Source organism: Pseudomonas sp. Con_6 (assembly GCF_059379395.1).
Genome location: NZ_CM182011.1, coordinates 4,558,234 through 4,583,705, shown reverse-complemented (window position 1 = coordinate 4,583,705; position 25,472 = coordinate 4,558,234). Strand labels below are relative to the sequence as shown.

Genomic DNA, 25,472 nt, shown 5'->3' with positions numbered 1-25,472 from the left:
CTCCGTTGAATGGAAGAAGACCGTGGCATGCCACGGTCTCCAGGAAATGACTCTAGTGCAAAACCGCCTGGGTTTCTGGCTCGGGAGGCGTCTGCCGCGCTCCATACAGCCACACCTTGGCAAGGATGGTCGCCGCCGCCAGGGCGCAGAACAGCAGGCCGCTGACGATTGTCCCCTGCATGCCCATGCGGGTCAGGAACCAGCCGCCGGTTGTCGCGCCGAGGGTCACCCCCAGGTTGATGAACGAGATGTACAGGCCGGTAACGAACTCGGGGGCCTCGGGGGCCTCCGAGGTCAGCCAGACCTGAGTGACGATCAGGCCGCTGGTGTGGGTGGCACCCCACAGCACGACGATGACGATCATCGGCAGGATGGCCGGGCTGGCAAAGAAGTGCAGGAGCAGGTAGGCCGCGCCGAGCAGGATCGGGTGCAGCAGGGTGGTGGCGACCTTGCTTTTGGCCAGCAGCCGGCCCGCAAGCAGGTTGCCGGCCACGCCGCCGATGCCGAAGAGGATCAGCATCACGCTGATCACCTCGCCGCTCATGCCGGCCTCGCGGGACAGGTATTCGGCACTGTAGGCATACACCGAGAACATCGCGCCGAAGATCAGCGTCGAGGCGAGGATGTTCAGCCACAGGGTCGGCTTGCGCAGGATCGCCAGTTGCTTGCCGTAGGGCGCTTTCTGCCCGGCGAAGGTGTCGGGCAGGCGGGCGATGATGCCCAGGCCGGCGATCACGTTGACCGCGGTGCAGAACAGGAAGGCCGCTTCATAGGAGAAGCGCGCGGCGATCCAGGTGGTGATCGGCACGCCGAGGACCATGCCCATGCTGGTGCCGACGAACGCCTTGGCCGTGGCCTGGGTGGCTTGTTCCCTGGGATACAACGACACCACGGCGACGAAGGCCAGGGAGAAGTACACCGGGTGGAAGAACGCCGGGATGACCCGCAGGATCGCCAGGGTCCCGTAGTTGGGCGCATAGGCCGACAGGGCGCTGGCCGCAGCGAAGATGAACAGCGACAGGGTGAGGATGCGCTTGCGGTTGTAGCGTGAGAACAGCAGCACCATGAACGGTCCGAACACCGCGATGATCAGGGCGAACAGGCCCACCAGCCAGCCGGCCTCGGCAGCGCTGACACTGTAGCGTTCGATGATCACTGGCAGGATGCCGACCACGCCGAACTCGATGGTGTAGACCCCGAACAGGCCCAGGGCGATGAAGAACAGGGGATTGAACAGTTTCACGGTCGATCCTCCAGGGTGACGATGATCTTGCCGAACTGCTCGCCGGCTTCCAGGAAGCGGTGGGCGTCGACGATGTCCTCGAAGGCGAAGGTGCGGGCGATCACCGGCGTCAGGCTGCCATCCTCCAGGCCACGGCTGACGAAGGCCTTGCCCGTGGCGAACAGCTCGGCATCGTTGACTACTTCGTGCAGCAGGTAGCCGCGCAAAGTGAGGCTTTTGCCCAGCACGGTGAACAGCGGGAAGGGCGACGGCTCGCTGCTCAGCGCACCGTATTCGATGATGATGCCGCCGCGCCGGGTGGCCTCGGCCAGTTGCACGATACCGGGGCCGCCAATCGGGTCGAAGACCACCCGCACGCCTTCGCAATCGGTGATCTGCGCGACGCGGGCGACCAGGTCTTCCTTGTCGCTGACGATCACTTGCGCCGCACCGGCCGCCAGCAGCTTGCTCACCTTGTCTTCGCCACGGGTCACGGCGATGGGGATCGCGCCGATCCGATTGGCGATCTGGATGGCGGCCAGGCCGACGCTGCTGGAGGCGGCGGTGATCAGCACGTGGTCGCCGGCGGCCAGCTTGGCCACGGGAAGCAAGGCGCCCCAGGCGGTGAGGTACTGCATCCACACCCCGGCGGCCTGTTGCAGGTCAAGGTTGTCGGGATGGCGCACCAGCATCGCCGCCGGCACCACCGCCTGTTCGGCATAAGTGCCCCAGCGAGCGATGCTTGCCGGCGGGACCAGGCTCACCGCATCGCCCACCTGGAAGTCGCGCACGGCGTTGCCCACGGCTTCGACATGGCCTGCCGCCTCATAGCCGAGCCGGCTCGGAAACTCCGCTGGCTCGAGATACTGGCCGCGGCGGAACATCGATTCGGCGCGGTTCAGGCCGATGGCCCGGACGCGGATGCGGACCTCGTCGGGGCCGGGCTGGGCCACCGGCAGTTCCTCGATCCGCAGGACTTCCGGACCGCCGTACTCATGGAAACGAACGACACGTGTCATGGCATTTTCCTGTAATGATTGGCAACGTTTGCAGTCTAGGGGCGCGTTTACGGGAGAAAAACGCGCTGTAGTTCCGCTGTTAACGGACAGGAGTGTCCGCAATGGCGAGTGGGTTTCGTTGTCCCGGGCGGCCGGCCAGACGCCGTACCAGCACATAGAACAGCGGGGTGAAGAGCAGGCCGAAGGCGGTCACGCCGAGCATGCCGAAGAACACCGCTACCCCCATGGCATGGCGCATTTCCGCGCCGGCACCGGTTGACAGCACCAAGGGCACCACGCCCATGACGAAGGCGATCGAGGTCATGAGGATCGGCCGCAGTCGCAATTTGCTGGCCTGCCAGGCCGCGCTCGCGACGTCATGGCCCTGGCGCTCCAGATCACGGGCGAACTCGACGATGAGGATGGCGTTCTTCGAGGCCAGGCCCACCAGCACCATCAGTCCGATCTGGGTGAAGATGTTGTTGTCGCCGCCGGTCAGCCATACCCCGGCCAGGGCCGAGAGCACGCCCATGGGCACGATCAGGATCACCGCCAGCGGCAGCAAAAGGCTTTCATACAGCGCGGCCAGGACCAGGAACACCAGCAGCGTGCTGACCGCCAGGACCCAGGCGGTGCTGTCGCCGGCCAGGCGCTGCTGGTAGGTGAGGTCGGTCCATTCCAGGCGGATGCCGGCGGGCAGGGTCTGCCGGGCGATCCGCTCGATGGCGGCCTCCGCCTGGCCCGACGAGTAGCCCGGTGCCGGCGCGCCGTTGACGTCCGCCGCGGTGAAGGCGTTGTAGCGCACCACCATTTCCGGTCCGTAGCTGTGGCCCACGCTCAGCAAGGTCGACAGGGGCACCATGTCGCCCCAGGCATTGCGCACCTTCAGGCGGGTGATGTCTTCCGCATTGGCACGGAACGGCGCATCGGCCTGGGCGCGGACCTGGTAGACCCGGCCGAACAGGTTGAAGTCGTTGACGTACAGCGAGCCCAGGTAGATCTGCAGGGTTTCGAACACCTCCGTCACCGGCACGCCGAGCTGCTTGGCCTTGACCCGGTCGAGATCGACGTCCAGTTGCGGCACGTTGATCTGGTAGCTGGAGAACAGCGGCCCGAGTTCCGGGGCCTTGGCGGCTTCGGCCATGAACGCCTTGAGGGCGCTGTCCAGGGCGACGTAGCCGAGGCTGGCACGGTCCTCGATCTGCAGCTTGAAGCCGCCGAGGGTGCCCAGGCCCAGCACCGGTGGCGGTGGGAACACGGCGGTGAAGGACTCGGCGATGCTGCTGAACCGGGCATTCAGTTCAGCAGCGATGCGGTTGGCCCCCAGCGCCTCGCCCGGGCGTTCGGCGAAGGGCTTGAGGATCACGAAGATGATTCCGGTGCTGGACGAGTTCATCAGGCCGTTGACCGACATCCCGGGGAATTCCAGGGTATGGGCCACGCCCGGATGTTTCAGGGCGATGTCGTTCATGCGCTGTATCACCTGCTCGGTGCGGTCCAGCGAGGCACCGGCGGGCAACTGGGCGAAGCCGACCAGGAATTCCTTGTCCTGGGCCGGGACGAACCCGGTCGGCAGGCTATGGCCGAGCCAGGCGCAGGCGCCCAGCAGCACGGCGAACAGCGCCAGGGTCCGGCCCTTGTGCTGCAGCACGCCCTGCACGCCGCAGCCGTAGCGGCTTTCGGCGGCCCTGAAGCGCGCGTTGAAACGATTGAAGAGGCGCCCCAGCAGGCGCTCGGTGCCGCGTTCCAGCGCATCCTTCGGCGCACCGTGGGGTTTGAGCAACAGGGCGCACAGCGCTGGCGACAGGGTCAGCGAGTTGAACGCCGAGATCACCGTGGAAATGGCGATGGTCAGGGCGAACTGGCGGTAGAAACCACCGGACAGGCCGGGCATGAACGCCAGCGGAATGAACACGCAGACCAGGGTCAGGGTGATGGCGATGATCGGCTTGCTGACCTCCGCCATGGCCTTGTGCGTGGCCTGGCGCGGCGACAGGCCCTGGGCGATGTTGCGCTCGACGTTCTCCACCACCACGATGGCGTCGTCCACCACGATGCCGATGGCCAGGACCAGGCCGAACAGCGACAGCGCATTGATGGAGAAACCGAAGGCGAGCAGCAAAGCCAGGGTGCCGACGATGGAAATCGGCACCGCCAACAATGGAATCACCGAGGCCCGCCAGGTCTGCAGGAACAGGATGACCACCAGCACCACCAGGACGATGGCTTCGAACAGAGTGCTGATCACCGCATTGATGCTGGAGCGGACGAACTGGGTCGGGTCGAAGACGATCTTGTAGTCGACCCCCGCCGGCATGTCGGCCTTGGCCTCAGCCATGATCTGTCGGGCCCGGGCGGAGATGTCGAGGGCATTGCCGCCGGCCATCTGGAACACGCCGAAGCCCACTGCGGGCTGGCCATCCACCAGCGAGCGCAGGGCATAGGTGGACGCCGCCAGCTCGATACGGGCGACGTCGCGCAGGTAGGTGACGCCGCCCTCGGGCACGCTCTTGACCACGATCTGGCCGAATTCCTCTTCGGTCTTCAGTCGTCCCTGGGCGTTCACCGAAAGCTGCAGCGGCACCCCGGCCTGCATCGGCGCGGCGCCGATGACACCGGCCGCGACCTGGATGTTCTGCTCGCGGATAGCCTGCACCACCTCGCCGGCGGACAGCCCGCGCTGGGCCACGCGGTCGGGGTCGATCCAGATGCGCATGGCATAGTCGCCACCGCCCCAGATACGCACCTCGGCGACCCCGGGGATACGTTCGAGCTGGCTCTTGATAGTGAGGATGCCGTAGTTGCGCAGGTAGTTGGCGTCGTAGCTGTTGTCCGGCGAGACCAGATGGATCGCCAGGGTCTGGGTCGAGGACGACTTGCTGGTGGTCACGCCCAGGCTGAGGACGTCCGCTGGCAGGCGCGGCAGTGCTTCGGAGACGCGGTTTTGCACCAGTTGCTGGGCCTTGTCGGGGTCGGTGCCGAGGGCGAAGGTGACGTTGATCGCCAGGCTGCCATCGCTGTTGGCCTGGGACTGCATGTACAGCATGCCTTCGACGCCGTTGATGCGTTCTTCCAGGGGCGCCGCGACGCTTTCCGCCACTACCTTGGGGTTGGCGCCCGGGTACTGGGCGCTGACCACGATCAGCGGCGGCACCACGTCGGGGTACTCGGACACGGGCAGGCGCGTCAGCGCCAGCAGGCCGGCCAGCAGGACCAGGGCGCTGAGTACGCCAGAGAAGATCGGACGGTCGATGAAGAATCCGGAAATATTCATCATTGCTGCGCCTGTGGTCGGGAAGGGACCTGCACCGGCTGGACCTGGGTGCCTGGCGTGGCCAGGTGCAGGGAACTGACCACCACCTGCTCATCGGCGGCGATGCCCTGGTCGATCACTCGCAGCGCACCCTGGCGGATGCCGGGCTTGACCTGGCGGTACTCGACGCGGCCCTCGGGATTGACCACCAGCACGTACTTCTTGTCCTGATCGGTGCCGATGGCGCTGTCCTCGACCAGGGTGGCCGGGCGGCTGGCGCTGCCCGGCAGCAGCACCCTGGCAAACAGCCCGGGGCGCAGCTCGCCGTTGCTGTTGTCGAAGCTGGCCCGGACCCGGATGGTCGCCGAGCGGGTGTCGAGGCGGTTGTCCAGGGAACTCAGTTGGCCCTGGCGCGGATAGCCGTCCTCATGGGCCAGACCGAGCCTGACTGGCACCGCCTCGCCGACCGGGCGCACGCCCAGATAACGCAGGAAGGTGTGCTCGTCGACATCGAAGTCGGCGTAGATCGGCGAGATCGACACCAGGTTGGTCAGGGCGGTGGAGCGCTCGCCGACGTCGACGATATTGCCCGGGGTCACCTCGACCCGGGAGGCACGGCCGTCGAACGGGGCGACGATGCGCGTGTGCTCCAGATCGAGACGGGCCAGCTCGACCCGGGCCTGGGCCTCGTCGACCCTGGCCCGGGCTTCGTTGGCGCTCTGCACACGCTTGTCCAGGTCGGTCTTGGCGATGGCGTTGCTGTTGATCAGGTGCTCGTAGCGTTGCAGCTCCTTCTGCGCGAACTGGTCCACCGAGCGCGCTGCTGCCAACGCCGCCTGCGCCTGTTGCAGGGCCGCGGCGTAGGGGCGCGGGTCGATCTCGAACATCAGGTCGCCCTTGCGCAACAGCGCGCCGTCCTTGAAGTGCACGGCCACCAGGGTCCCGGCCACCAGCGGCTTGATCACCACGGTGTCGGTGGCCACCAGGCGGCCGGTGTAGCTCTGCCAGTCGACGACATCGCGGGTCACCGCGTTCATCACCTGGACTTGCGGCAAGGGCGCGGGGGCGTTGTTGGCCTGGGCCACCGGCGTGCGGGTACCCACGACAATCCCGGCCACCAGCACCAGGGCCATACCGGCCAGTGCCCAGGCGGGCACCCCGGTCAATCTGCGAATCAACGATGACATGGCAAGCATCCTTTCCTGTGGGAATGTCAGGCCTGGGGCACGCCCAGGGGCCGCGTGGCCGGGTTGGCCTTGCCCCAGCGGCGCATGGCGGGTTGCTCGACGAAGGCGAACAGCAGCCAGCCGCCGAGGATCGACAGGGCGAAAGTGGCCGCGAGGATCAGCGAGGCCGGTCCGGCGGCGAAGCGCTGGCCGTCCAGCAGCGTGGTGATAGCGGTCATGATCAGCAGGTGGATCATGTAGAAGCCGAAGGAGATCTCCCCCAGCCAGACCATCAGCGGGTGACGGAACCACGAGCGCTGGCGGCTGACATCGGCGGCGGCCAGGCTGGTGATCAGCAGGGCGATGGGGATCACAGTGGTCAGCGACAGGCTATAGATGAAGGGCACTTCGCCGGCGAGGAAGTAGGCCAGCGCTGCCAGGGCCAGGACCGGGGCGAACGGAATCGCCGGCCAGCGTCCGGCCATGAGGATCCGCGCCATCTGCATGCCGAGGACGAATTCGAACAGACGCAGCGGCGGGAAGTAGTAGGCCAGCCACCATTGCTGCAGCGAGATCGGGTACTCGGCGATCTGTGGCGTGGCGCTGACGAACTCGGCGATCAGCCATTGCGTGGCGGCCAGGGCACACACGGTCAGGGCGGCGCTCAGCCACAGGCGATCCTCCGGGACTTTCCACAGCGCGCGCAGGAGGAAGGGGAAGGCGAGGTAGAACACCAGTTCGCAGCACAGCGACCAGGACGGCCCGTTGACGCTGAGGAACACCGACATGTCCGGGATCCAGGCATGCACCAGCAGCAGGTTGGGCAGCCAGGCGCTGACGGCGGTCAGCGGCACTGCGAACAGAATCATCGCCAGGACGAAGGTCACCAGGTGGTTGGGGTAGATCTTCACCAGGCGGCGACGCCAGAACGCGACCAGCGTGTCGTTGCGGCGTGCCGACCAGGTGATGACGAAACCGCTGAGGACGAAGAAGAACGACACCCCGAGCCAGCCGCCGACACTGAACAGGCGCTGGAACACGGCGATGATCTCCGGGTCGGCGAAGGGGTTGAAGCCGATGATCCTGGTCAGTGACGCGTGGAAGAAGAACACCAGGGCCGCGGCGATGAAACGAAACCCGGTAAGGGAATCGAGGCGCGCGTGATGATGCGGGTGGTACAGGTTTGAATGCGTCATGAGTCGATACCTATCAATAAAGATGCGCGGCACGGTCGGGGTGGCGTGCCTGATCGATTCCAGGGGGAGGCTGTGGTTAACAACTCAAACTGCATTCGTTCCGGGGGCGGACACTTGACGCGGACCCTGTGGGAGCGGGTCCGCGTCAAGCTCTTGTCCTATGTTGTCTGGGCGGCAGTCACACGCCATAGACCGCATTGGTCAGATCAACCGTGAACTGCCCGAACATCCCTTCGAACGCCGTATTGGTGAACGCCACCACCGACAGCTGCTGCGCCGGATCGACGAACCACGAGTGGCCGAACGCTCCGCCCAGGCGCCAGGTGCCGACGGACTCGGGCGTCTGCGCCGCCTTCGGATCGGTGAGCACGGTGAAGCCCAGGCCGAAACCGCGTCCGGGCCAGTTGGCCAGTTCCAGGTCGCCGGTCTGCACGCTGCCCAGCTCCTTGACCAGGCTCGCCGGCATCAGGCTACCGCCGCCCTGACGCAAGGTTTCCAGCAGCACCAGGAATTCCTCGGCGGTACCGACCATTCCCGAGCCACCGGACGGGTAGGCACTGGCGTCAAGGGCGCGGTCCGCGTCCATGCGGATGCCGGCGGTGTTCTCGAACACTTCGATCACCTCGACACCCTGCATGCGCCGTGGCGCCGGCTCGGCATTGAGGTAGGCGGCGGTCAGGCGGCTTGGGTCGACCACATGGAAGCGCGTATCGGACAGCCCGAGCGGCTTGCTCACCAGCTGTTCGATCGCTTCGGCCAGCGGCGCTTCGTAGACCCGGGCGATCAATGCGCCCAGCACGTCGGTGGCGATCGAGTAGCCCCAGTCGCTGCCCGGGCGATACAGCAGCGGCGCGCTGGCCAGGCGACGGATGTTCTCGTCCAGGGTCAGCGGTGCGTTCTCCAGGCCGTCGCACACCCCGGCGCGGGCATAGGCGCCGCCGCCCTGGGCTTCGAGGAAGCCGTAGCCCAGGCCCGCGGTATGGCTGAGCAACTGGCGCACGGTGATGGTGGCGCGGCTGCCGTCCGCCAGGGTTGGCTGGAATTCCGGCAGCCAGCGGGCGATGGGGTCGTCCAGGCCGATGCGGCCTTGGGCGACCAGGGCCAGGGCGGCGGCCGAGGTGATGGGTTTGGTCACTGAGGACAGGCGGAACAGCGCGTCGGTGTGCATCGCCTTGCCCGCCTCGCGGTCAGCCAGGCCGGCGGCCTTGCGATAGATGATTTCACCGCGGCGGGCCACCAGGACCACGGCGCCGACCAGGCGCTGGTCCTTGAGGGCGCTGTCCAGGGCCGCGTCGATGCGTGCCTGGATCGGGTCGGTGGCGATGGCGCCGGATAGCTGGATGGTTTCTTTGATGGTCATGCTCGCGACTCCCTGCTGTAGTTGACGACGGCCATGCTAGGGAACAGACGGCAGGGGAAACAGAGGCTAGAATTCCGGACACTTCGGACGTTTTGGTCCGCAATTTCGGACATTGAACTCAGGGAACGAGTGTGGACAACCTCAGTGGAATTTCGGTTTTCGTGCAGGTGGCGGAAACTCGCAGCTTCGTGGCGGCAGGTCGGCAACTGGGCGTGTCGTCATCAGCGATCGGCAAGAGCATCGCGCGGCTGGAGCAGCGCCTGGGCGTGCGGCTGTTTCACCGAAGCACCCGCAGCATCAACCTGACCGCGGAAGGCACGCTGTTTCTCGGGCGTTGCCAGCGCGTGCTGGACGAGCTGGAAGCGGCGGAACTGGAGCTGTCGAGCAGTAGCAGCGAGCCGCGCGGCAAGCTGCGGGTCAGCTTGCCGCTGGCCGGGCAGTTTCTCTTCAGCCTGTTGTCCGGTTTCGCCAAGCGTTACCCGGATATTCATCTGGAGCTGGATTTCAGTGACCGACTGGTGGATGTGGTGGAGGAGGGCTTCGATGCGGTGGTCCGGACCGGGGCGCTGAACGACTCGCGGCTGGTGGCGCGGCGGCTGGGGGCTTTCCGTTTCCTGCTGGTGGGGGCGCCGGATTACTTTCAGACCCATGGGGTGCCGGAAAGCGCCAATGCCCTTGGCGAGCATGACTGCCTGCTGTACCGGGTGCCGTCCACCGGCAAGCTCGAACGCTGGCCGCTGCCGGATCAGCCGGGCAATGGTCCGCAGAATCTGCGGGTGGCGATGGTCTGCAACAACATCGACATGCTCCTGAACGCCGCCCTGGCCGGGCGCGGTATTGCCTGCCTGCCGGAATTCGCGGTCAAGGCGGCGCTGGAGGCCGGTGAGTTGCAGGCGGTGCTGACGGAGGAGGTGACCCGCACCATTCACTTCAGCGTGCTATGGCCGCCGAGCCGGTTCATTGCGCCGAAGCTGCGGTGTTTTGTGGATTTCATTTCGTTGCATATGTGAGCTTCCGCTTTTCTCAGGAGCGGCGCGGTTCTTGTGGGGCGAGCCTGCCGGCCCCCCACAGGGTGGCGAAGCCACGCAGAAAGCGTCTGCGGGGAATTGTGCGCGATGATTGCGATGTGCTTTGCCACTCCACATACTTCGCCATCCATCAGAGAGGGCGGGGCAATGTTGTTGATTAGTGACGCGCAAATGGCGGCCCTGGTCGAGCCGGTGCAGCGGACGATGGCCTTGCGCATCGCCCAGGCCGCCATCCTTCATTGGCCTCAGTGCCTGGCCAGGACACCCGTCGAGCAGGTGCAGGATCGGGTCTTGGCGAGTATGGACGAAGCTCGTACCTGGGGTCTTGGTAGCGAAGAACACTTCATGCGTTTCTTCAATCTGCAACTGGCGCTTGGCGATGATTTCCATCGGCAACCCGACGGTGAGTGGGCGCGGCGCGTCCTCCAGGACCGGCGGTTGACGCTGGACTCCCGGCTCGACCTGCTTACCAGCGGCGCCGAGCAGCGATTGAGGAACAAGGCATGAGTGCCTGGGCGAGTGAGCCGGGAGTGGTCGATGAGGTGCCACCCGGGCGCGCCACGAGTTCGCTGCGGGCGATGAACCGCTCGGCGAAAACCACGCGGGACGGGCGACGGAAGCTCAGCCCGGTATTGCCCTGCCAGCAAGGCCAGGTATGGCTCGAACTGACGATGATGGACGACGACGGGCAGCCCGTTGCCCAGTCCGATTGCACGTTGAGGATTCCCGAAGGCAATGGCCTGACCCGCAGGACCGATGACCAGGGCTACGTGAGGTTCGACGGGATCAGCGCCGATCCCGAAACCTTCATGCTCAGGTTCGATGCCTTGCCGGACGACAATGTACAGCCCGGCTTCGCCATCAGCGTGATTCCAAGGACGCCAGGCCGCGAGCAACCTGCACCGGACGGCGACACGATGCAGGATGAACACTACTTCGAGCTGCACTGGGAGCGCGAATCGCTCATATGGTCAGAGTGAACTTCACCGGCAAATGATCACTGACGCCTGTACGCCACAGCACTTCACGGAAGATGGCGTTCCATTCGACCTGGGTGATGGTGTTCACGGCCAGGGCCTTGGCCTTGTAGTGCGCATGCTCGGTGACCAGGTTCACAACATTCAGGTTGTTGATATCGGTGGCGGCGAATCCTTTGCTGAATACATGGTCGAAGGCGTTGCGTGTCCAGCTCGCCTTCAATGCGTTGCTCGCCTTGCCGCCGTCGAACACGGCGAGACTGCTGCGCGGTGCCGGTGGCGTATGGCGGTTATAGGTCGTGGCCAGGCTGGTGAAGGCCTCGTGGTCGTCGGTGGCGCTGCAGCAAACCTGGTCGCAGACGTTGTAGTCACCCACCAGCAGGACCCGGGTATGCATGCGCTCGCTGGTGGTTTCACGCAGCCTGGTCAGCGTCTTGACCATCAGGATGTGCGCGTTCTTCTTGTACTTTTCGTTATCGCTGAACGTCTGTGGCGGTGCATGGATCGCCACCAGGAAGAAGCCTTGGTGGCAGGTCGCCTCGAGTGTCAGGGCAAAGGTGCCATGGTCCGTCGGTGTACCGGAGAGAAGGCCTGAGCGGGACAAGGTCATGCCGGAGGGCAGTGTGCTGGCGGTATGCCAGGCGGTGGGGAGATAACCGCCGACGGCTTTCAGTTGCACGCTGTAAGCCTGGTTTTCCTTGCCCTGCGGCACTTCGGTGGTGGTGATGGTCAATGCGTCGGTCACGGTCAGGGTGCAATTCAGGGTATGCGGCTGGGTATTGCCGTCATCGACGCTGAGCTGGAAGTTTTGCGTGGTCGCCGTGCTGCCGACTTCGCCACTGATGGTGCCGTTCGTGGTGTCCAGCACCAGCCCCGGCGGCAAGGTGCCCGAGGCCAGGCTCCAGGTCATGGTGCCATGCACGCATTCGACCTGTGGCGTGAACAGGTAGTAGCTGTTCTGCGAGGCGTGGGGCAGGGCCGGGGGTGAGGTGATCGCGATCGTGCCGACCTTGAGGTCCAGGCTCTTCGAGGTGCTGCCACTGCCGTCCTTCGCTTCCACATCCACCGTGAACGCGCCAGCCGTCGTGGGCGTACCGTCGAGGACGCCGCTGGTCCCGTCCAGGTTCAGGCCCGCGGGCAGGGTTGAACCGCCCTTCAGCGTCCAGCTCAGCGTGCCGCTGGCGCCCTCGCAGGCGAGAGGCAGGCTGTAGGGCTCGTTCAGGGTGGCGACTGGCAACGTGGCGCCGGTACTGATGGTCAGCGACGACGCCGCGACCACGGCGGCCGGCACCGCTGGCTGGATCGTCAGCGTGATGGCCTGAAGGGTGGTCTGCGGCGCTGCCGTGGCATCGTGGAACTTGACCAGGTAAGGCCTGCGTCCCTGGAAATCCATGAGGCCGCCCTTGCGCTCGAGGTGCCTGACCTGGCCGGGATGTGCGTTTTGCCAGGGCGGTGCCACCGGGCGCGGCGCGGCACATTCCCTGTCCAGGTCCGGGCCGTCCAGTTTCAGCTTGCTGGAGTCGTAGTACACCGCGACGCAGTCGGCCCGGGTGTCGCCGCTGGACATCAGTGGCGGCACCATCTTCCAGTTGTTGTCCTTCAGATACAGCCAGTCGAACAGGGCGAGCATTGCCTTGAAACCGGAACCGCTCTGCACCACCTTGCCCAGCGTGCCCTTGTTGGTGCCGATCTTGGGTTCGATGATGACGAACAGATCGCACAGTTGCGTCGTGTTGTCGTAGAGCTGTCGCTGGATGATGTTGCAGTTGTTGGTGTAGCGCGTGTTGGCGAAGTCCTTGATGTTCCAGCTGATGACTCTGATGTCTGGCACGGGTCTGGCTTCCTTGTCATGGGCCATCTGCGGGGAAAGGGGGCGTCGGCCAACTGACCACGCCATGTCGGTCCAGGACGATGGCGGCGTCGCTCTCCTGGTCGTCCTGCTCCAGCTCCACTTCCATTTCGGGGGCCTTGTAGCTGGGTAGCAGTGACAGTTGCGGCTCGCCGTCGGGGGGCAGGAAATCGAGACGGTAGCTGGCAATCCCGCTCATCTCCTGGTCCAGCAGCGGCACCTCGATACCCAGGGCAGTGAACAGGCTTTCCGGTGGCGGTCCGTCATTGCCCGTGCTCATGCTGATCGCGCTGCCCCAGACGATATCCAGTGGCAGCGACACGCCGCCGATGCTGCCTGTTCCCTCGGCCCAGAGCGATACGGCCGGGGTGGTGTCCGGTGTGCCCACGTTACAGTGCAGCGCCAGTTGTTGCAGTTCGACTCTTATCCCGGCCGGCAGGATGGCCGCGCCCCGGTTGAGCAGGGTCAGCTGGAGCGACAGGCTGTAGAGCGTCTGCATGGACAGATCGTAGAAGTACTGCATGTCGATGACGCGGTACTTCCAGCCCGTGCCGTCGATCCCTTGGGCAAAGGCGTCCATCACGGCCGCGTTGCTGCCGAGCAAGGGTTTCAACTGGTCGAGCTGCCAGGGGTACTGGACGCCGGATCCCGCCATGCGAAAGGCGAGTACCTCATGGTCGGCGGGCACGTCGCTCCAGAAGGACACGGAGTTCGCACCCTCCCAGAGGGTCCCGGCGAGATTGAGCTGGGCGAACGGCACCGGCTCCTCCTGGAACTCGCTCGACGCCTCGTCATCCTCCATCGGCGCGTCGGACAGGTTGTCCGGTGTCTTCACGCTGATGTGGAAAAAGCTGCCGGTCAGGCGCACGTTCTGGCCAAGCAGGATGCGGAAGAACGGATAGCTCTTCAGGTTCAGCGGCACGTCGTTGAACTGATCGTCCAGCAGGCGTCCGTAGAGGTACAGCTTGTCCACGCCGTCGATGATCTTCCAGATATTGTCGCCGGTTTTCGCCCTGAGGATGATGCTGAGGCCCTTTTCCAAGGGAAAGACGATGCGTTCGTGGTTGAGCAGCTTGCTGTGCGAGCATGCGACCAGGACAGCTTCGCTGACCGCGATATGTTCCAACTGCGGTTGGTAGAATTCGCCCGCCCATTGCTGGAAGAAGTTCTCCGCCGAAGTGCCGGTGATGACCAGGGTCACCACGATGCCGAAGATGTTCTCGCTGAACTCGACCCGTGCGTGCAGTTCCTGGTTTTCCAGGGTGATCGAGCCTTCGACGACCACCTCGGTCAGCTCCAGCTCGAAGGAGCCATCGCCACTGAGCACGGTTTGCTGGTTGGAGCTGCGTGCCCCCCAGCGTAAGAGCAGCGGCGTGCCGGTCTTTTCTTCCTCTTCCTCGTCGAGGCTGTGGGGCTGATCCGACCTGAACTTCTTGTTCGTTTTATCCTGCAGGTCGTCGTCGTCATAAGCTTCCAACTCGGATTTGGTGACCCGCAACTTCTGGAGCAGCACATGCTCCCCCAGTACCCGGTTGGCAAAGGTGACGACCGGAGAGAAATGGTCATCATCGATGCTTGCCGTGTCGGTGTTGCGAAAGTGGTCATAGATTTCCATCAGGGCGACGGACACGGAAATCTCCTGTCAGCAGGGGTGTGGCTCAATGATGTCATCGAGCAGGGGCAGCATGGAAGCTCATTTGTCTGCTTGATGCATCTCCCGCAGGAAAGATCACGGGCGCGGATTGCCGTGGTCCGGATAGCGACTACAGGGTCGTCCGGGCACATGGATCAACACACGATATCCAGCACCAGCACCACACGGCTTTAATCCCGGACTAAAGATACAAGCTGGCTTGCCAGCGATGCGCCGCGCGGGCGGCGCTCGATCTGAAGGGCGCTGCAAGGCCCGAGGCGAGCACTTGGGAAGCCTTGATGCGGACTCCCGTCAGGCTGAAAAGACGTGCACTCCCCAAAGAACCAAACTTTTCGCACCCAACGGACTTTTCACGCACCCAACGGACAGCCCCATTCCGCCAATCGCCCGAAGATGTCTCCAACGTCAACGACTGGAGAGATCGACATGAAAGGGCATTACGTCTACGTCCGTGCGGAGTCCGGCGAACAGTTCCAGGCCTATCTGGCCACGTCCATCGATGGCCGTGGCCCGGGCGTGGTGCTCTGCCAGGAGATCTTCGGGGTCAATGCGGCCATGCGCGAGGTGGCCGACCGGCTCGCCGAGGAAGGCTACACGGTGCTGGTGCCGGACCTGTACTGGCGCCAGGAAACCGGGGTCGACCTGGGTTACAACGAAGCCGATTTCCAGCGCGCCTTCGCGCTGTACCAGGCTTTCGACGAAACTCACGGGATCCGTGACATCGCCGCCAGCCTGCGTCATCTGCGCGGGCTGGACGCCTGCAGCGCCGACGGCCTCGGTGTAGTGGGCTATTGCCTGGGTGGCAAGCTTGCCTACCTCGCGGCCTGCCGCTTGCCGGAAGTGGCCTGCGCCGTCGGTTACTACGGGGTGGGCATCGAACAGGCGCTGCATGAGCTGGAGGGGCTGTCCGGTCGCCTGGTCCTGCACTTCGCCGAGCTGGATCACTTCTGCCAGGCCGATGCTCGCGAGTCGATCATCGCCGCCCTGCAGCAGAGGCCGGGCACCGAAGCCTACGTCTACCCCAACGTCGACCACGCCTTCGCCCGTCCCGCCGGCGATCACTACCACAAGCCCTCGGCACTGCTCGCCCACGAGCGCAGCATCGCCGCGCTGCGTCGCACCATCGGCCCGGACTACAACCTGTCGGCGCTGTGGGAAGAGCATATCCGCCACGAGTTCGATACCCGTGACGTGCCTGCCACCATGGCGACCATGGTGCCCCAGCCCTACGTCAACCATATCCCTACCATGACCGGTGGCGTCGGCTACCGCGAACTGGCGCGCTTCTACCGCTACCACTTCGTCCATGGCAACCCGAAGGACATGAGCCTGACACCGATCTCGCGCACCGTCGGCGCGTCGCAGATCGTCGACGAGTTCATCATGAGCTTCACCCACGACCGCGAGATCGACTGGCTGCTGCCGGGCGTGGCGCCCACCGGGCGCTTCGTCGAGATCCCCATGCTCGGCGTGGTCAAGTTCCGCGGACCGAAGCTCTACCACGAGCATATCTACTGGGACCAGGCCAGCGTGCTGGTGCAGATCGGCCTGCTCGATCCCGTCGGCTTGCCGGTGGCCGGCGCGGTCACCGCACACAAGCTGCTCGATGAAAGCCTGCCCTCCAACACGCTGATGCCCGGCTGGGTCACCAGCGCTGACCTACCGATCGAGGGTTGAGCCATGTCCATGAACCTGCTGGATAAAGTGGCGCTGATCAGTGGCGGCGCGACCCTGATCGGCGCGGCGGTCGCCGCAGCGCTGGTCGCCGCCGGTGCGCGGGTGGCGCTGCTGGATATCGACCCCAGGGGCGCCGAGGTGGCGACGGGCTTTGCCGACGCCGGTCTCTTCGTGCCTGTGGACCTGACAGACGATGCCGCCGTCAGTGATGCGTTGGGCCAGGTCCGCCAGCGCTGGGGACGGATCGACATTGTGATCAACCTCGCCTGCAGTTACCTCGACCAGGGCATCGCTTCCGGCCGCAGCGAATGGCTGCGCGCCCTCGACATCAACCTGGTCTCGGCGGTGCAACTGGTGCGTGCGGTGCACGCCGACCTCAAGGCCAGCGGCGGGGCGGTGGTCAATTTCACCTCGATTTCCGCCGGCTGCGCCCAGACCGGGCGTTGGCTCTATCCGGTGTCCAAGGCCGCCATGGCCCAGCTCACCCGCTGCATGGCCATGGACCTGGCCGCCGACGGCATCCGGGTCAATTCGGTATCACCGGGCTGGACCTGGTCGCGGGTGATCGCCGAGGTCAGTGGCGGCGACCGCGCCAAGGCCGACCGGGTGGCCGCCGACTATCACCTGCTCGGACGCCTGGGTGATCCAGCCGAAGTGGCCCAGGTGGTGGCCTTCCTCTGCTCGCCGGCGGCCAGCTTCGTCACCGGCGCGGACTATGCGGTGGATGGCGGCTACTCGGTGATGGGTCCGGAACGCAACCTGCCGGCCATTCCACGCCTGGCCGAATAGGCCGCTTTTTCTCTCAAGACATTCGAACAACAGGAGACACTCCATGCGTCGCATCGCCATCGTCGGGGCCGGCCAAGCCGGCCTGCAACTGGGCCTGGGCCTGCTCGCCCACGGCTACCAGGTCAGCATCAGCACCAACCGCAGCGCCGAGCAGATCCGCACCGGCAAGGTCATGTCCAGCCAGTGCATGTTCAACACTGCCTTGCAGACCGAACGGGACCTGGGCCTGAACTTCTGGGAAGAGCAGTGCCCGGCGGTCGAGGGCATTGGCCTGAGCGTGCCGGACCCGCAGCAGCCCGGACGCAAACTGATCGACTGGAGCGCGCGCCTGGAACGCTACGCCCAGGCCGTGGACCAGCGCCTGAAAATGCCGGCGTGGATGGACGAATTCGTCCGGCGTGGCGGCGAGCTGACCATCGAGGACGTCGGCATCCCGGAACTGGAGCGTCTGGCCGCCAGCCACGACCTGGTGCTGCTGGCCGCAGGCAAGGGTGAGATCGTCAACCGTTTCCCCCGTGACCCTGAGCGCACCCGTTTCGACGCGCCGCAGCGTGCCCTGGCCTTGACCTACGTGAAGGGCATGACGCCGATGTCACCCTACTCGCGGGTGGCCTTCAACCTGATCCCGGGTGTCGGCGAGTACTTCGTGTTCCCCGCCCTGACCCTGAGCGGGCCCTGCGAAATCATGGTGTTCGAAGGCGTGCCCGGCGGCCCGATGGACTGCTGGCAGGACGTGCAGACCCCTGAGCAGCACCTGCAACGCAGCCTGGAAATCGTCCGTCGCTACGTACCGTGGGAAGCCGAGCGCTGCCGTAATGTCGAGCTCTCCGATGCCGGTGGCGTCCTCGCCGGGCGCTTCACCCCGATGGTGCGCAAGCCCGTGCTGGAGCTGCCGTCCGGACTGCCGGTATTCGGCATGGCCGACGCCCTGGTGGTCAACGACCCGATCACCGGCCAGGGCTCCAACAACGCCGCCAAGTGCAGCAAGGTCTACCTCGACGCCATCCTCGCCCAGGGCGAGCAACCCTTCACCGAGCAGTGGATGGAGCAGACCTTCGAGCGTTACTGGGACTACGCGCAACACGTGGTGGGCTGGACCAACAGCATGCTGCTGCCGCCTCCCGAGCACCTGCTGCAACTGCTCGGTGCCGCCGGGCAATCCCAGGCGCTGGCCTCGGTCATCGCCAACAACTTCGACGACCCGCGGCGCTTCGCCCCCTGGTGGTTCGATGCCCAGGCCTGCCAGGCCTTCGTTGCCAAGCTGTCGCGCGCTGCGGCCTGAGGAGTGATGACCATGAACGCATTGCAGTTGCCCCTCGACCTGGTCGCCGCCGACGGCAGCGAGCCCCGCGCCTTGCGCAACCTGCTCGGGCAGTTCGCCACCGGGGTCACGGTGATCACCACCCGCGGCGCCGATGGGCGCAAGGTCGGCATGACCGCCAACTCGTTTTCCTCGGTGTCCCTTGACCCGCCATTGGTGCTCTGGAGTCTGGCGCGCACGGCGCCGAGCGTGAGTGATTTCCTCGCCGCCAGCCACTTCGCCATCAACGTGCTGGGCAGTGACCAGCACGGCCTGTCCGGACACTTCGCGCGGCCGGCGGCGGACAAGTTCGCCGGCATCGAGCATGTCGAGGCCACTGCGGGGGTACCGCTGCTGGACGGTGCCATCGCCACCCTGGTGTGCCGCAACCTGACCCAGTACGAGGGTGGCGATCACCTGATCTTCCTCGGAGAAATCGAGCACTACCGACACAGCGGCGGAGAACCGCTGGTCTTCCACGCCGGGCAGTACCGGGTTGCGGTCGCGCACCCTGAACTCGGCCGTTGAGTCTCCTGCCCTCTACAACAAAAGCAATGAGGAGCCTTGCATGAAAAATCCGTGTCATCTGGCCTGCGTTCTCGCGCTTGCCGCCGGCAGCGCCCAGGCCTACGACCTTCCGGTGGTCAACCTCGGGCTCACCAGCTTCCTCGACGGCGGCTTGCCGGCGGGACCGGGCTGGTACCTGCAGCAGTATTTCCAGAACTACAGCGCCAACCGCCTGGTGGACGGCAACGGCGACAAGCTCGGTCTGCCGAAGACCCGCCTGGATTACCAGGTCGCGGTGACCCAGGTCAGCTACCTCTCGGACCTGCGCCTGGGCAACGCCAGCCTCGGTCTCAACACCGTGTTGCCCATCGTCACCAGGATGAAGGTCGACGACGGCCTGAACAATGCGGCGCTGAAGGACCAGGGCGGGGTAGGCGACTGGTTGATCGGCCCGTTCATCCAGTTCGACCCGATCATGGGCAAGGACGGCCCGCGCTTCGTGCACCGCATCGAGCTGCAGGTCAACCTGCCCACCGGCGAGTACAGCGACAAGAAGGACATCAACCCCGGCAACAATGCCGTGTCGTTCAACCCCTACTGGGCGGCGACCTACTGGTTCACTCCGGACTGGACCGCGTCGGTGCGCGCCCACTACCTGTACAACTTCAAGAACCACGACCCCGGCTACGGCTTTGGCGATGCCGGCGACATCCAGGCCGGCCAGGCCCTGCACGCCAACTTCGCCACCGAGTATGCGCTCACCCCGCAACTGCGCCTGGGCATCAACGGCTACTGGCTCAAGCAGATCAGCGACACCCGGGTGGACGGTCACGAAGTGTCCGGACGCCGGGAGAAGGTCTGGGCCATCGGGCCAGGGGCAATGTACAGCTTCTCCAAGGACGACCACCTGGTGTTCAACGCCTATTTCGAGCAGGACGTGGAAAACCGTCCTGACGGTTCGCGGTTGCAGGTGCGGTACATCCACCACTTCTGATCGGGCCTTGATCGTCAGCCTGCATCAGCGTTTGGCCTGCCGTTAGCGGCAGGCTTTTTTTTTGAGGGTTTGCCATGGATTTCGAAGCACTGATCTGCCGCACCGACCTGCAGGGGCGGCTGGTGTATTTCACCGACGACTTCTGTCGGGCCCACGGGCTCGATGCTGCGGCCCTGCATCAGCGGCCGCTTGACGACCTGCTGCACGCCACGGTGCCACGTCGCCTGGCCGAACACCTGCAGCAGACCCTGGCCAGCGGCCGGCCGTGGCTGGGACCGTTGTGCCACCGACGGGGTGATGGCGGCGAGTTGTGGCTGGAGCTTTATATCAAGCCGGTGCACGGATCTGCAGGGATCAGCGGCTATGGCGCGGTGTTCATTGCCCTGGAGCCAGGGCGCATCGAGCAGGTGCGTCGTGGATATCGGCGTATCGTCCGGCACGGTGCGCCCGGCGGGGCGTCCTGGTGGCGCTGGTTGCGGGCGGGTATTTCGGGCCTGCTGCCCCAGGTGCTGCTGCGTCGACGGATTGCGGCTTTGCTGGACGGACACGGCAAGGTTTGCGGCGATCCCTGGCTGGCCGGTTTCCTGGGCGGCGAGACGGGACTGGTACGGGTGGCCTGGAGCCTGCGCAGCGAAGAGCGACGCTTGCAGGCTGCCCTGCTGCGGATCAGCAGCGCAGGAGAAGGGCTGGGCGGGCAGGCCCGGGACATGGCCGGGATGATCCGCGAGGAGGCGTTGCAGCTGGATCGTCAGCGCGAGGCTAACCAGCAGGTGGCCACGGCCCTGCACGAACTGGCCGCAACCATCCAGGAAGTGACGGGCAATGTTCAGGTGGCCAGCCAGTCTACCGGCGACGCCAGCGGCCTGGCCCGCAATGGGCAGCAGCATGCGCGGCAGGCTCGGGAGGCGCTGGGCTCGCTGGAACAGGCGATCGGCTCCAGTGCCCGTGCTGCCCGGGAAGTGGCCGAGGAAGTGGAGGCCATCGCCGGCTTCACCAGCCTGATCGATGCCATTGCCAGCCAGACCAACCTGCTGGCGCTGAATGCCGCCATCGAAGCGGCCCGGGCCGGTGAGGCGGGGCGTGGATTCAGCGTGGTGGCCGATGAGGTGCGGCAGCTGGCGTCCCGGACCCAGGAGGCCACGGCGCGCATCCGTCCTCTTCTGGACCGCCTGGAGCAGGCCAACGGACGCAACCGCGAAGTCGCGCAGCGTTGCGAGCAGCTGGCGCAGGCCAGTGCCCAGCAGGTGCAGGGTGTCGATGCGGCGCTGACCTCGGTGGCCGAGCGGCTGCAAGGCGTGGACAGGCTTGGCCAGCAGATCGCTGTTGCGATGCATGAGCAGGAACAGGTAGTGCAATTGCTGGATGAGCAACTGCAGGGAAATGTCGATGCCATCGGGCGCAGCGCGCAGCAGGCGAGGGTGGCGGAGGGGGTTGGCGGGGAGTTGATGCGGCAGTCGGAGGGGCTTTTGAGTCTGGCGCGGTATTTTGATCGTTGAGAGCCTTGCGCAGAACCGGAGCTGGCTTGTCGTGTGACGAGCCAGCTCCTGCACAGTCAGACCAAGCCTGCTGGCACGAGATTCTCAGGCCCCTTGCCCCTGCAACGCCCGAGGCCGCTGGCTGCGTTCCTGGTCATCGGCACTGGCCGCCCCTTGCAGGGCGAAATCAAAGGTCATTCGTGCGCTGCGCCCGTCCTCGCTGAAGGCCACGTCGCCCACCAGCCCGTCCCGGGTGGCGTAGGCGAAGTCATCCCACAGGTACTGGTCGCCGGACAGGTTGATCTGGGTCGTCAGGTGCCGGTAGCCCGGGGCCGAGATGAAGAAGTGGATATGCGCCGGCCGCTGGCCGTGACGGCCCAGTTGGTCCAGGCATTCCTGGGTCGGTCCCTGCGGGTTGCAGCCGTAGCCGCTGGGGACGATGCTGCGCGCGCGATAACGGCCCTCGGCATCGGTGACGATGCGCCGGCGCAGGTTGTAGTCGGACTGGCTCTGGTCGAAGTACGAGTAGTTGCCTTGGGTGTTGGCATGCCAGAGGTCGACGATGGCACCGGCGACCGGCGCGCCGTTCAGGTCCAGCACCCGACCGTCGAGGTACATCACTGTGGCCTGGCCGTCCTCGCTGCCGTCGTCCATGCGCACTTCGCCCTGGGCAATCGGCGCACCGGCGACATACAGCGGTCCTTCGATGGTCCGCGGCGTGCCGCCGACCTTGCCGACTTGCGCATCCCGGGCATCGGCGAGCAGGTCGAGGAAGTGCTCCAGGCCCAGCCCGGCCACCAGCAACCCGGCTTCGTTCTTCCCGCCGAGGCGGTTGAGGTAGTCCACGGCAGTCCAGAATTCGTCATCGCTGATCTGCAGGTCCTCGATCAACCGTGCGGCGTCCTGCAGCACCCGCAGGACGATGCGTTTCATCCGTGGATTGCCGTTGTCGTTGCGGTAGCCGGCGGCTTCTTCGAAGAAGGCTTGCACGTCGGCGGTCTGGGAAATGGCTACGGTCATGATGTTTGCCTCTCTTGTTGTGATGGTTCGGTCAAGCTCGGGTCGTTGCGCTTTGCAGGAATTTTTCCGCGTAGATCTGCACGCCGGCGGGGGCCTGCTCGGCCACCCAGCCCTTCACCGCCTCGACCATCGGCGGCGGGCCGCACAGGTACATGTCGAACGGCGTGGCGGCCAGGCGCGTGGCATCGAAGTGCTCGTGGATGTAGCCGCGACGGCCTTTCCAGTCCGCCCCTGGCTGGCTCACCACCGGGGTGAATTCGAAGCCCGGAATACGCTGGCGCAGGCCTTCCAGGCGCTGGGTCTCGCACAGGTCGGCTTCCTGGTTGACCCCGTAGAACAGCTGGATCGGCCAGGCGCAGTCGCCGCGCTCGGCGATCTCGTCGAGCATGCCGAGGAAGGCCGAGAGCCCGGTGCCGCCGGCCACCATCACCAGCGGCCGCTCGACCTGGCGCAGGTAGAAGCTGCCCAGCGGCGCCTCCAGTTGCATGGTCATGCCCGGCGCGCAGTGCTCGCGCAGGAAGTTGCTCATGACCCCGTCCGGCAGCAGGCGGATCAGGAACTGCAACTGGTTGCCGGCCGCCGGCCGGTTGGCGAAGGAGTAGGCGCGCCATTGGTCGGTGCCCGGCACCTGCAGGCGGGCGTACTGGCCTGGCAGGAACTGCAAGGTGTCGGCCTGGGCGCTGGCGTCCAGATGAAGGATGGCAGTGCTCGCCGACACCTGTTCCACCCGCACCACGGTGCTTTGCAGCAGCAGAGGCTCGCCGGCATGGCAGCGGCTGGAGTCATGGTCGAAGTAGAAGGTGGCGTCGGACTGCACGCGGGTCTGGCAGGCGAGCATCCTGCGTTCGGCCAGATCGCGGGCGCTGAGGGCTTCGTCGTCGACGTACTCCTGCTCGTAGCGCCCGGACTCGCAGCGGCCCTGACAGGTGCCGCAGACGCCTTCACGGCAATCCAGCGGCAGGCTGATGCCCTGGCGCAGGGCGGCGTCGAGCAGCAGCTCGCCGGGCTTGACGGCGATGAAGAAGGTCTTGCCGTCGGCAAAGCTGAGGGCAACGTTATGGGACATGGCGGCAGCCCTCAGAGGTGATAGAAGTCCAGCACGGAGTCGATGGTGTCGTTGAGCAGCAGCACGTGCTTGCGGCGGATGCGGAAGTCCTCGCCGTGCTGGCGCAGGTGATAGGTGCAATGGCCGAAGAAGCTGCCCTGGCGACCCTGGCGGGCGTACAGGGTGTGCCAGGCCACCTTGGCCTCGAGCTGCCCGTCGTCCAGTTCGCGCACCCGCAGGTTGCCGATCTGGTGCAGGGTGCGCGGGTGCGGCGTGGACGCCGCCGACTTGCCGGTGCGCAGGCGGAACACCCGGTCTTCCAGGCCGGAACGGTCCTGGTAGTAGATGTAGGACAGGCCTTGGTCGGGGTCTTCGACATAGCGGTGCTCGCTTTCCCACTGCGGCAGGTGGAACAGGCTGTCGGGGTCGAACAGCTCCAGGTAGGCGTCCCAGTCCTGGGCGTCGCACAGCTCGGCCTTGCGCAGCAGGAACTGCTCGATGGCGTAGTGCAGGGAAAGGTTCATGCCTGGATCTCCTTCGGTTGCAGGGCGCGGTGGGCCAGGCCTTCGAGCAGCAGGCGCTGCCAGGTGCCGTGCTGGTTGACGTAGAGGCCTTCGTGGGTGAACTCGCGGCCGGTCAGTACCGGCTGGATGCCCAGTGCCTCGCTGTTGGGCGTGGCGCCCTCGGTCCAGCGGTGATGGCCACGGGAGATGTCGCTCCAGCGCTCCAGGCGCGCCTGGAAACCGCGTTGCTGTTCGCGGAACTCCACCAGATCGTCCGGCGTGCCCATGCCCGAGACATTGAAGAAATCCTCGAACTGGCGAATGCGATTGCGCCGGTCAGCGGCGGACTCGCCTTTGACCCCGATGCACTGGCTGGTGACTTCGGTCTTGTTCCAGGCCACCGGACGCACGATGCGCAACTGCGAGCTGATCTGGTCCATGAAGAACAGACTCGGGTAGATGTTCAGGTTGCGCAGGCGGTGCATCATCCACTCGGCGCGGACCTGCCCGTATTCGCTGACCAGCCGGGGCATGACGCTGGCGTAGCCGGGGCGCACGGCCGGGTTGGGCATGTCGCTGAACAGCACGCTGTGGCCGTTGTGGAAGCTGAACCAGCCGTCGTCGGTCTCGGCGTCGCCGGCTCCCAGCTTGCTGTAGTCCAGGGTGCTGTCGCCCTGGCCTTTCTCGGCATTGACCTGCTGGCGGTGCTGCACCGTGGACACGTAGTTGTAGTGCACGGTGCTGACGTGATAACCGTCCAGGCCGTTCTCGTTCTGCAGCTTCCAGTTGCCGTCGTAGGTGTAGGTGGACTTGCCCGGCAGCACCTCGAGTTCGCCGGTGGGGGACTGGGCGACCATCATGTCGAAGAAGATCCGCGCATCGCCCAGGAAATCTTCCAGCGAGTCGCTGGCCTGGGTGTCCAGGCTGATGAAGACGAAGCCCTTGTAGCTCTGGATCCGCGCCTTGCGCAGGCCGCGGGTGGCCTTGTCGAAGCCTTCGGGGTATTCCCCCGGTGCCTTGACCTTGACCAGGCGGCCGTCGCTCTTGTAGCACCAGGCATGGAACGGGCAGGTGAAGGTCGACTGGTTGCCGGAGCCCTGGCGGGTCAGGGTCGCGCCGCGGTGCTGGCAGGCGTTGATCAGGGCGTGCAGTTCGCCGTTGCCGTCGCGGGTGATGATCATCGGCTGGCGCCCGGCGCGCAGGGTGAGGAAGTCGTTGGGCTGGCTGATTTCGCTCTCATGGCAGGCGTAGATCCACTGCTTCTCGAAGATCAGCTCCATCTCCAGGTCGAACAGCTCGGGCTCGGTGAAGATGTCGCGGGCGACGCGATAGACCCCTTCGACGGGGCGAAAGTCCAGGCAGCCCCGGACGTAGTCTTGCCATTGGCTCAGGTTGCGGGCGCTCATCGGGCGTGTCCTCGTTGTTGGCGTTCTGTGCCGGATTGAAGCGCCGGCGGCGA

The 25,472-nt window shown here is 65.5% G+C and carries 21 protein-coding genes; 9 read left to right on the top strand and 12 right to left on the bottom strand.

Annotated features, from left to right (window positions below; all coding sequences use genetic code 11):
- Nucleotides 1-52: 52 nt before the first annotated feature.
- The 6 genes from AC5QPF_RS20305 to AC5QPF_RS20280 form a co-directional block, all read right to left on the bottom strand.
- Entirely contained in the window at nt 53-1,243 is a 1,191-nt protein-coding gene (locus AC5QPF_RS20305) for an MFS transporter (protein WP_494959598.1), read from the bottom strand.
- Nucleotides 1,240-2,241 (bottom strand): zinc-binding dehydrogenase, encoded by a 1,002-nt coding sequence (locus AC5QPF_RS20300; protein ID WP_494959597.1) that lies wholly within the window; start codon nt 2,239-2,241, stop codon nt 1,240-1,242. The genes AC5QPF_RS20305 and AC5QPF_RS20300 overlap by 4 nt, the downstream gene beginning before the upstream one ends.
- A 79-nt stretch (nt 2,242-2,320) precedes the next feature.
- Nucleotides 2,321-5,494, bottom strand: a complete 3,174-nt coding sequence (locus tag AC5QPF_RS20295) for a multidrug efflux RND transporter permease subunit (protein ID WP_494964216.1) — start codon at nt 5,492-5,494, stop codon at nt 2,321-2,323.
- Complete coding sequence (locus AC5QPF_RS20290) at nt 5,494-6,660, bottom strand: efflux RND transporter periplasmic adaptor subunit (RefSeq protein WP_494959596.1); 1,167 nt, start codon at nt 6,658-6,660, stop codon at nt 5,494-5,496. The genes AC5QPF_RS20295 and AC5QPF_RS20290 overlap by 1 nt, the downstream gene beginning before the upstream one ends.
- Before the next feature lie 26 nt (nt 6,661-6,686).
- Nucleotides 6,687-7,835: an acyltransferase family protein gene (locus AC5QPF_RS20285; RefSeq protein WP_494959595.1), complete on the bottom strand. Its 1,149-nt coding sequence runs from the start codon at nt 7,833-7,835 to the stop codon at nt 6,687-6,689.
- A 178-nt stretch (nt 7,836-8,013) separates the two neighbouring features.
- The gene (locus tag AC5QPF_RS20280) at nt 8,014-9,195 is read right to left on the bottom strand and encodes a serine hydrolase (protein ID WP_494959594.1); all 1,182 of its coding nucleotides are present in this window, start codon (nt 9,193-9,195) and stop codon (nt 8,014-8,016) included.
- A gap of 131 nt (nt 9,196-9,326) precedes the next feature.
- On the opposite strand from AC5QPF_RS20280, the gene AC5QPF_RS20275 reads away from it, so the two are divergent.
- The 3 genes from AC5QPF_RS20275 to AC5QPF_RS20265 all read left to right on the top strand — a co-directional run bounded on the left by AC5QPF_RS20275 (nt 9,327) and on the right by AC5QPF_RS20265 (nt 11,203).
- A complete protein-coding gene (locus tag AC5QPF_RS20275) occupies nt 9,327-10,205 on the top strand; it encodes a LysR substrate-binding domain-containing protein (RefSeq protein WP_494959593.1) in 879 nt (292 codons plus the stop codon).
- Nucleotides 10,206-10,370: 165 nt separating this feature from the next.
- On the top strand, nt 10,371-10,730 hold the full coding sequence (locus tag AC5QPF_RS20270) for a hypothetical protein (protein ID WP_494959592.1): 360 nt from the start codon (nt 10,371-10,373) through the stop codon (nt 10,728-10,730).
- Nucleotides 10,727-11,203 carry an Ig-like domain-containing protein gene (locus AC5QPF_RS20265; RefSeq protein WP_494959591.1) on the top strand — a complete coding sequence of 159 codons (477 nt, stop codon included), beginning with the start codon at nt 10,727-10,729 and terminating at the stop codon, nt 11,201-11,203. The genes AC5QPF_RS20270 and AC5QPF_RS20265 overlap by 4 nt, the downstream gene beginning before the upstream one ends.
- On the opposite strand, the gene AC5QPF_RS20260 is transcribed toward AC5QPF_RS20265, so the two are convergent.
- Both AC5QPF_RS20260 and AC5QPF_RS20255 read right to left on the bottom strand, forming a co-directional pair.
- On the bottom strand, nt 11,187-13,031 hold the full coding sequence (locus AC5QPF_RS20260; protein WP_494959590.1) for a putative Ig domain-containing protein: 1,845 nt from the start codon (nt 13,029-13,031) through the stop codon (nt 11,187-11,189). The two genes, AC5QPF_RS20265 and AC5QPF_RS20260, sit on opposite strands and share 17 nt — an antisense overlap.
- A 16-nt stretch (nt 13,032-13,047) precedes the next feature.
- Nucleotides 13,048-14,679, bottom strand: a complete 1,632-nt coding sequence (locus tag AC5QPF_RS20255; RefSeq protein WP_494959589.1) for a hypothetical protein — start codon at nt 14,677-14,679, stop codon at nt 13,048-13,050.
- A 450-nt stretch (nt 14,680-15,129) separates the two neighbouring features.
- Here AC5QPF_RS20255 and AC5QPF_RS20250 point away from each other — a divergent pair, with 450 nt between their 5' ends.
- From AC5QPF_RS20250 to AC5QPF_RS20225, 6 genes are all read left to right on the top strand, one after another.
- Nucleotides 15,130-16,380 carry a dienelactone hydrolase family protein gene (locus AC5QPF_RS20250; protein ID WP_494959588.1) on the top strand — a complete coding sequence of 417 codons (1,251 nt, stop codon included), beginning with the start codon at nt 15,130-15,132 and terminating at the stop codon, nt 16,378-16,380.
- Between the two features lie 3 nt (nt 16,381-16,383).
- A complete protein-coding gene (locus AC5QPF_RS20245; RefSeq protein ID WP_494959587.1) occupies nt 16,384-17,169 on the top strand; it encodes an SDR family oxidoreductase in 786 nt (261 codons plus the stop codon).
- A gap of 43 nt (nt 17,170-17,212) precedes the next feature.
- Nucleotides 17,213-18,451 carry a styrene monooxygenase/indole monooxygenase family protein gene (locus tag AC5QPF_RS20240; protein ID WP_494959586.1) on the top strand — a complete coding sequence of 413 codons (1,239 nt, stop codon included), beginning with the start codon at nt 17,213-17,215 and terminating at the stop codon, nt 18,449-18,451.
- 12 nt (nt 18,452-18,463) lie between these two features.
- A complete protein-coding gene (locus AC5QPF_RS20235) occupies nt 18,464-18,997 on the top strand; it encodes a flavin reductase (protein ID WP_494959585.1) in 534 nt (177 codons plus the stop codon).
- 40 nt (nt 18,998-19,037) lie between these two features.
- Entirely contained in the window at nt 19,038-19,970 is a 933-nt protein-coding gene (locus tag AC5QPF_RS20230) for a transporter (protein ID WP_494959584.1), read from the top strand.
- A gap of 74 nt (nt 19,971-20,044) precedes the next feature.
- Nucleotides 20,045-21,466 (top strand): methyl-accepting chemotaxis protein, encoded by a 1,422-nt coding sequence (locus tag AC5QPF_RS20225; protein WP_494959583.1) that lies wholly within the window; start codon nt 20,045-20,047, stop codon nt 21,464-21,466.
- An 84-nt stretch (nt 21,467-21,550) separates the two neighbouring features.
- Here AC5QPF_RS20225 and catA read toward each other — a convergent pair whose 3' ends face one another.
- From catA to antA, 4 genes are read right to left on the bottom strand one after another with little or no spacing between them, the layout of a single operon-like run.
- Nucleotides 21,551-22,465 (bottom strand): catechol 1,2-dioxygenase, encoded by a 915-nt coding sequence (catA, locus tag AC5QPF_RS20220; RefSeq protein ID WP_494959582.1) that lies wholly within the window; start codon nt 22,463-22,465, stop codon nt 21,551-21,553.
- 31 nt (nt 22,466-22,496) lie between these two features.
- The gene (gene antC, locus AC5QPF_RS20215; RefSeq protein WP_494959581.1) at nt 22,497-23,531 is read right to left on the bottom strand and encodes an anthranilate 1,2-dioxygenase electron transfer component AntC; all 1,035 of its coding nucleotides are present in this window, start codon (nt 23,529-23,531) and stop codon (nt 22,497-22,499) included.
- Between the two features lie 11 nt (nt 23,532-23,542).
- Nucleotides 23,543-24,034, bottom strand: a complete 492-nt coding sequence (antB, locus tag AC5QPF_RS20210; protein WP_494959580.1) for an anthranilate 1,2-dioxygenase small subunit — start codon at nt 24,032-24,034, stop codon at nt 23,543-23,545.
- Entirely contained in the window at nt 24,031-25,419 is a 1,389-nt protein-coding gene (gene antA, locus AC5QPF_RS20205; protein WP_494959579.1) for an anthranilate 1,2-dioxygenase large subunit, read from the bottom strand. The genes antB and antA overlap by 4 nt, the downstream gene beginning before the upstream one ends.
- Nucleotides 25,420-25,472: the final 53 nt, after the last annotated feature.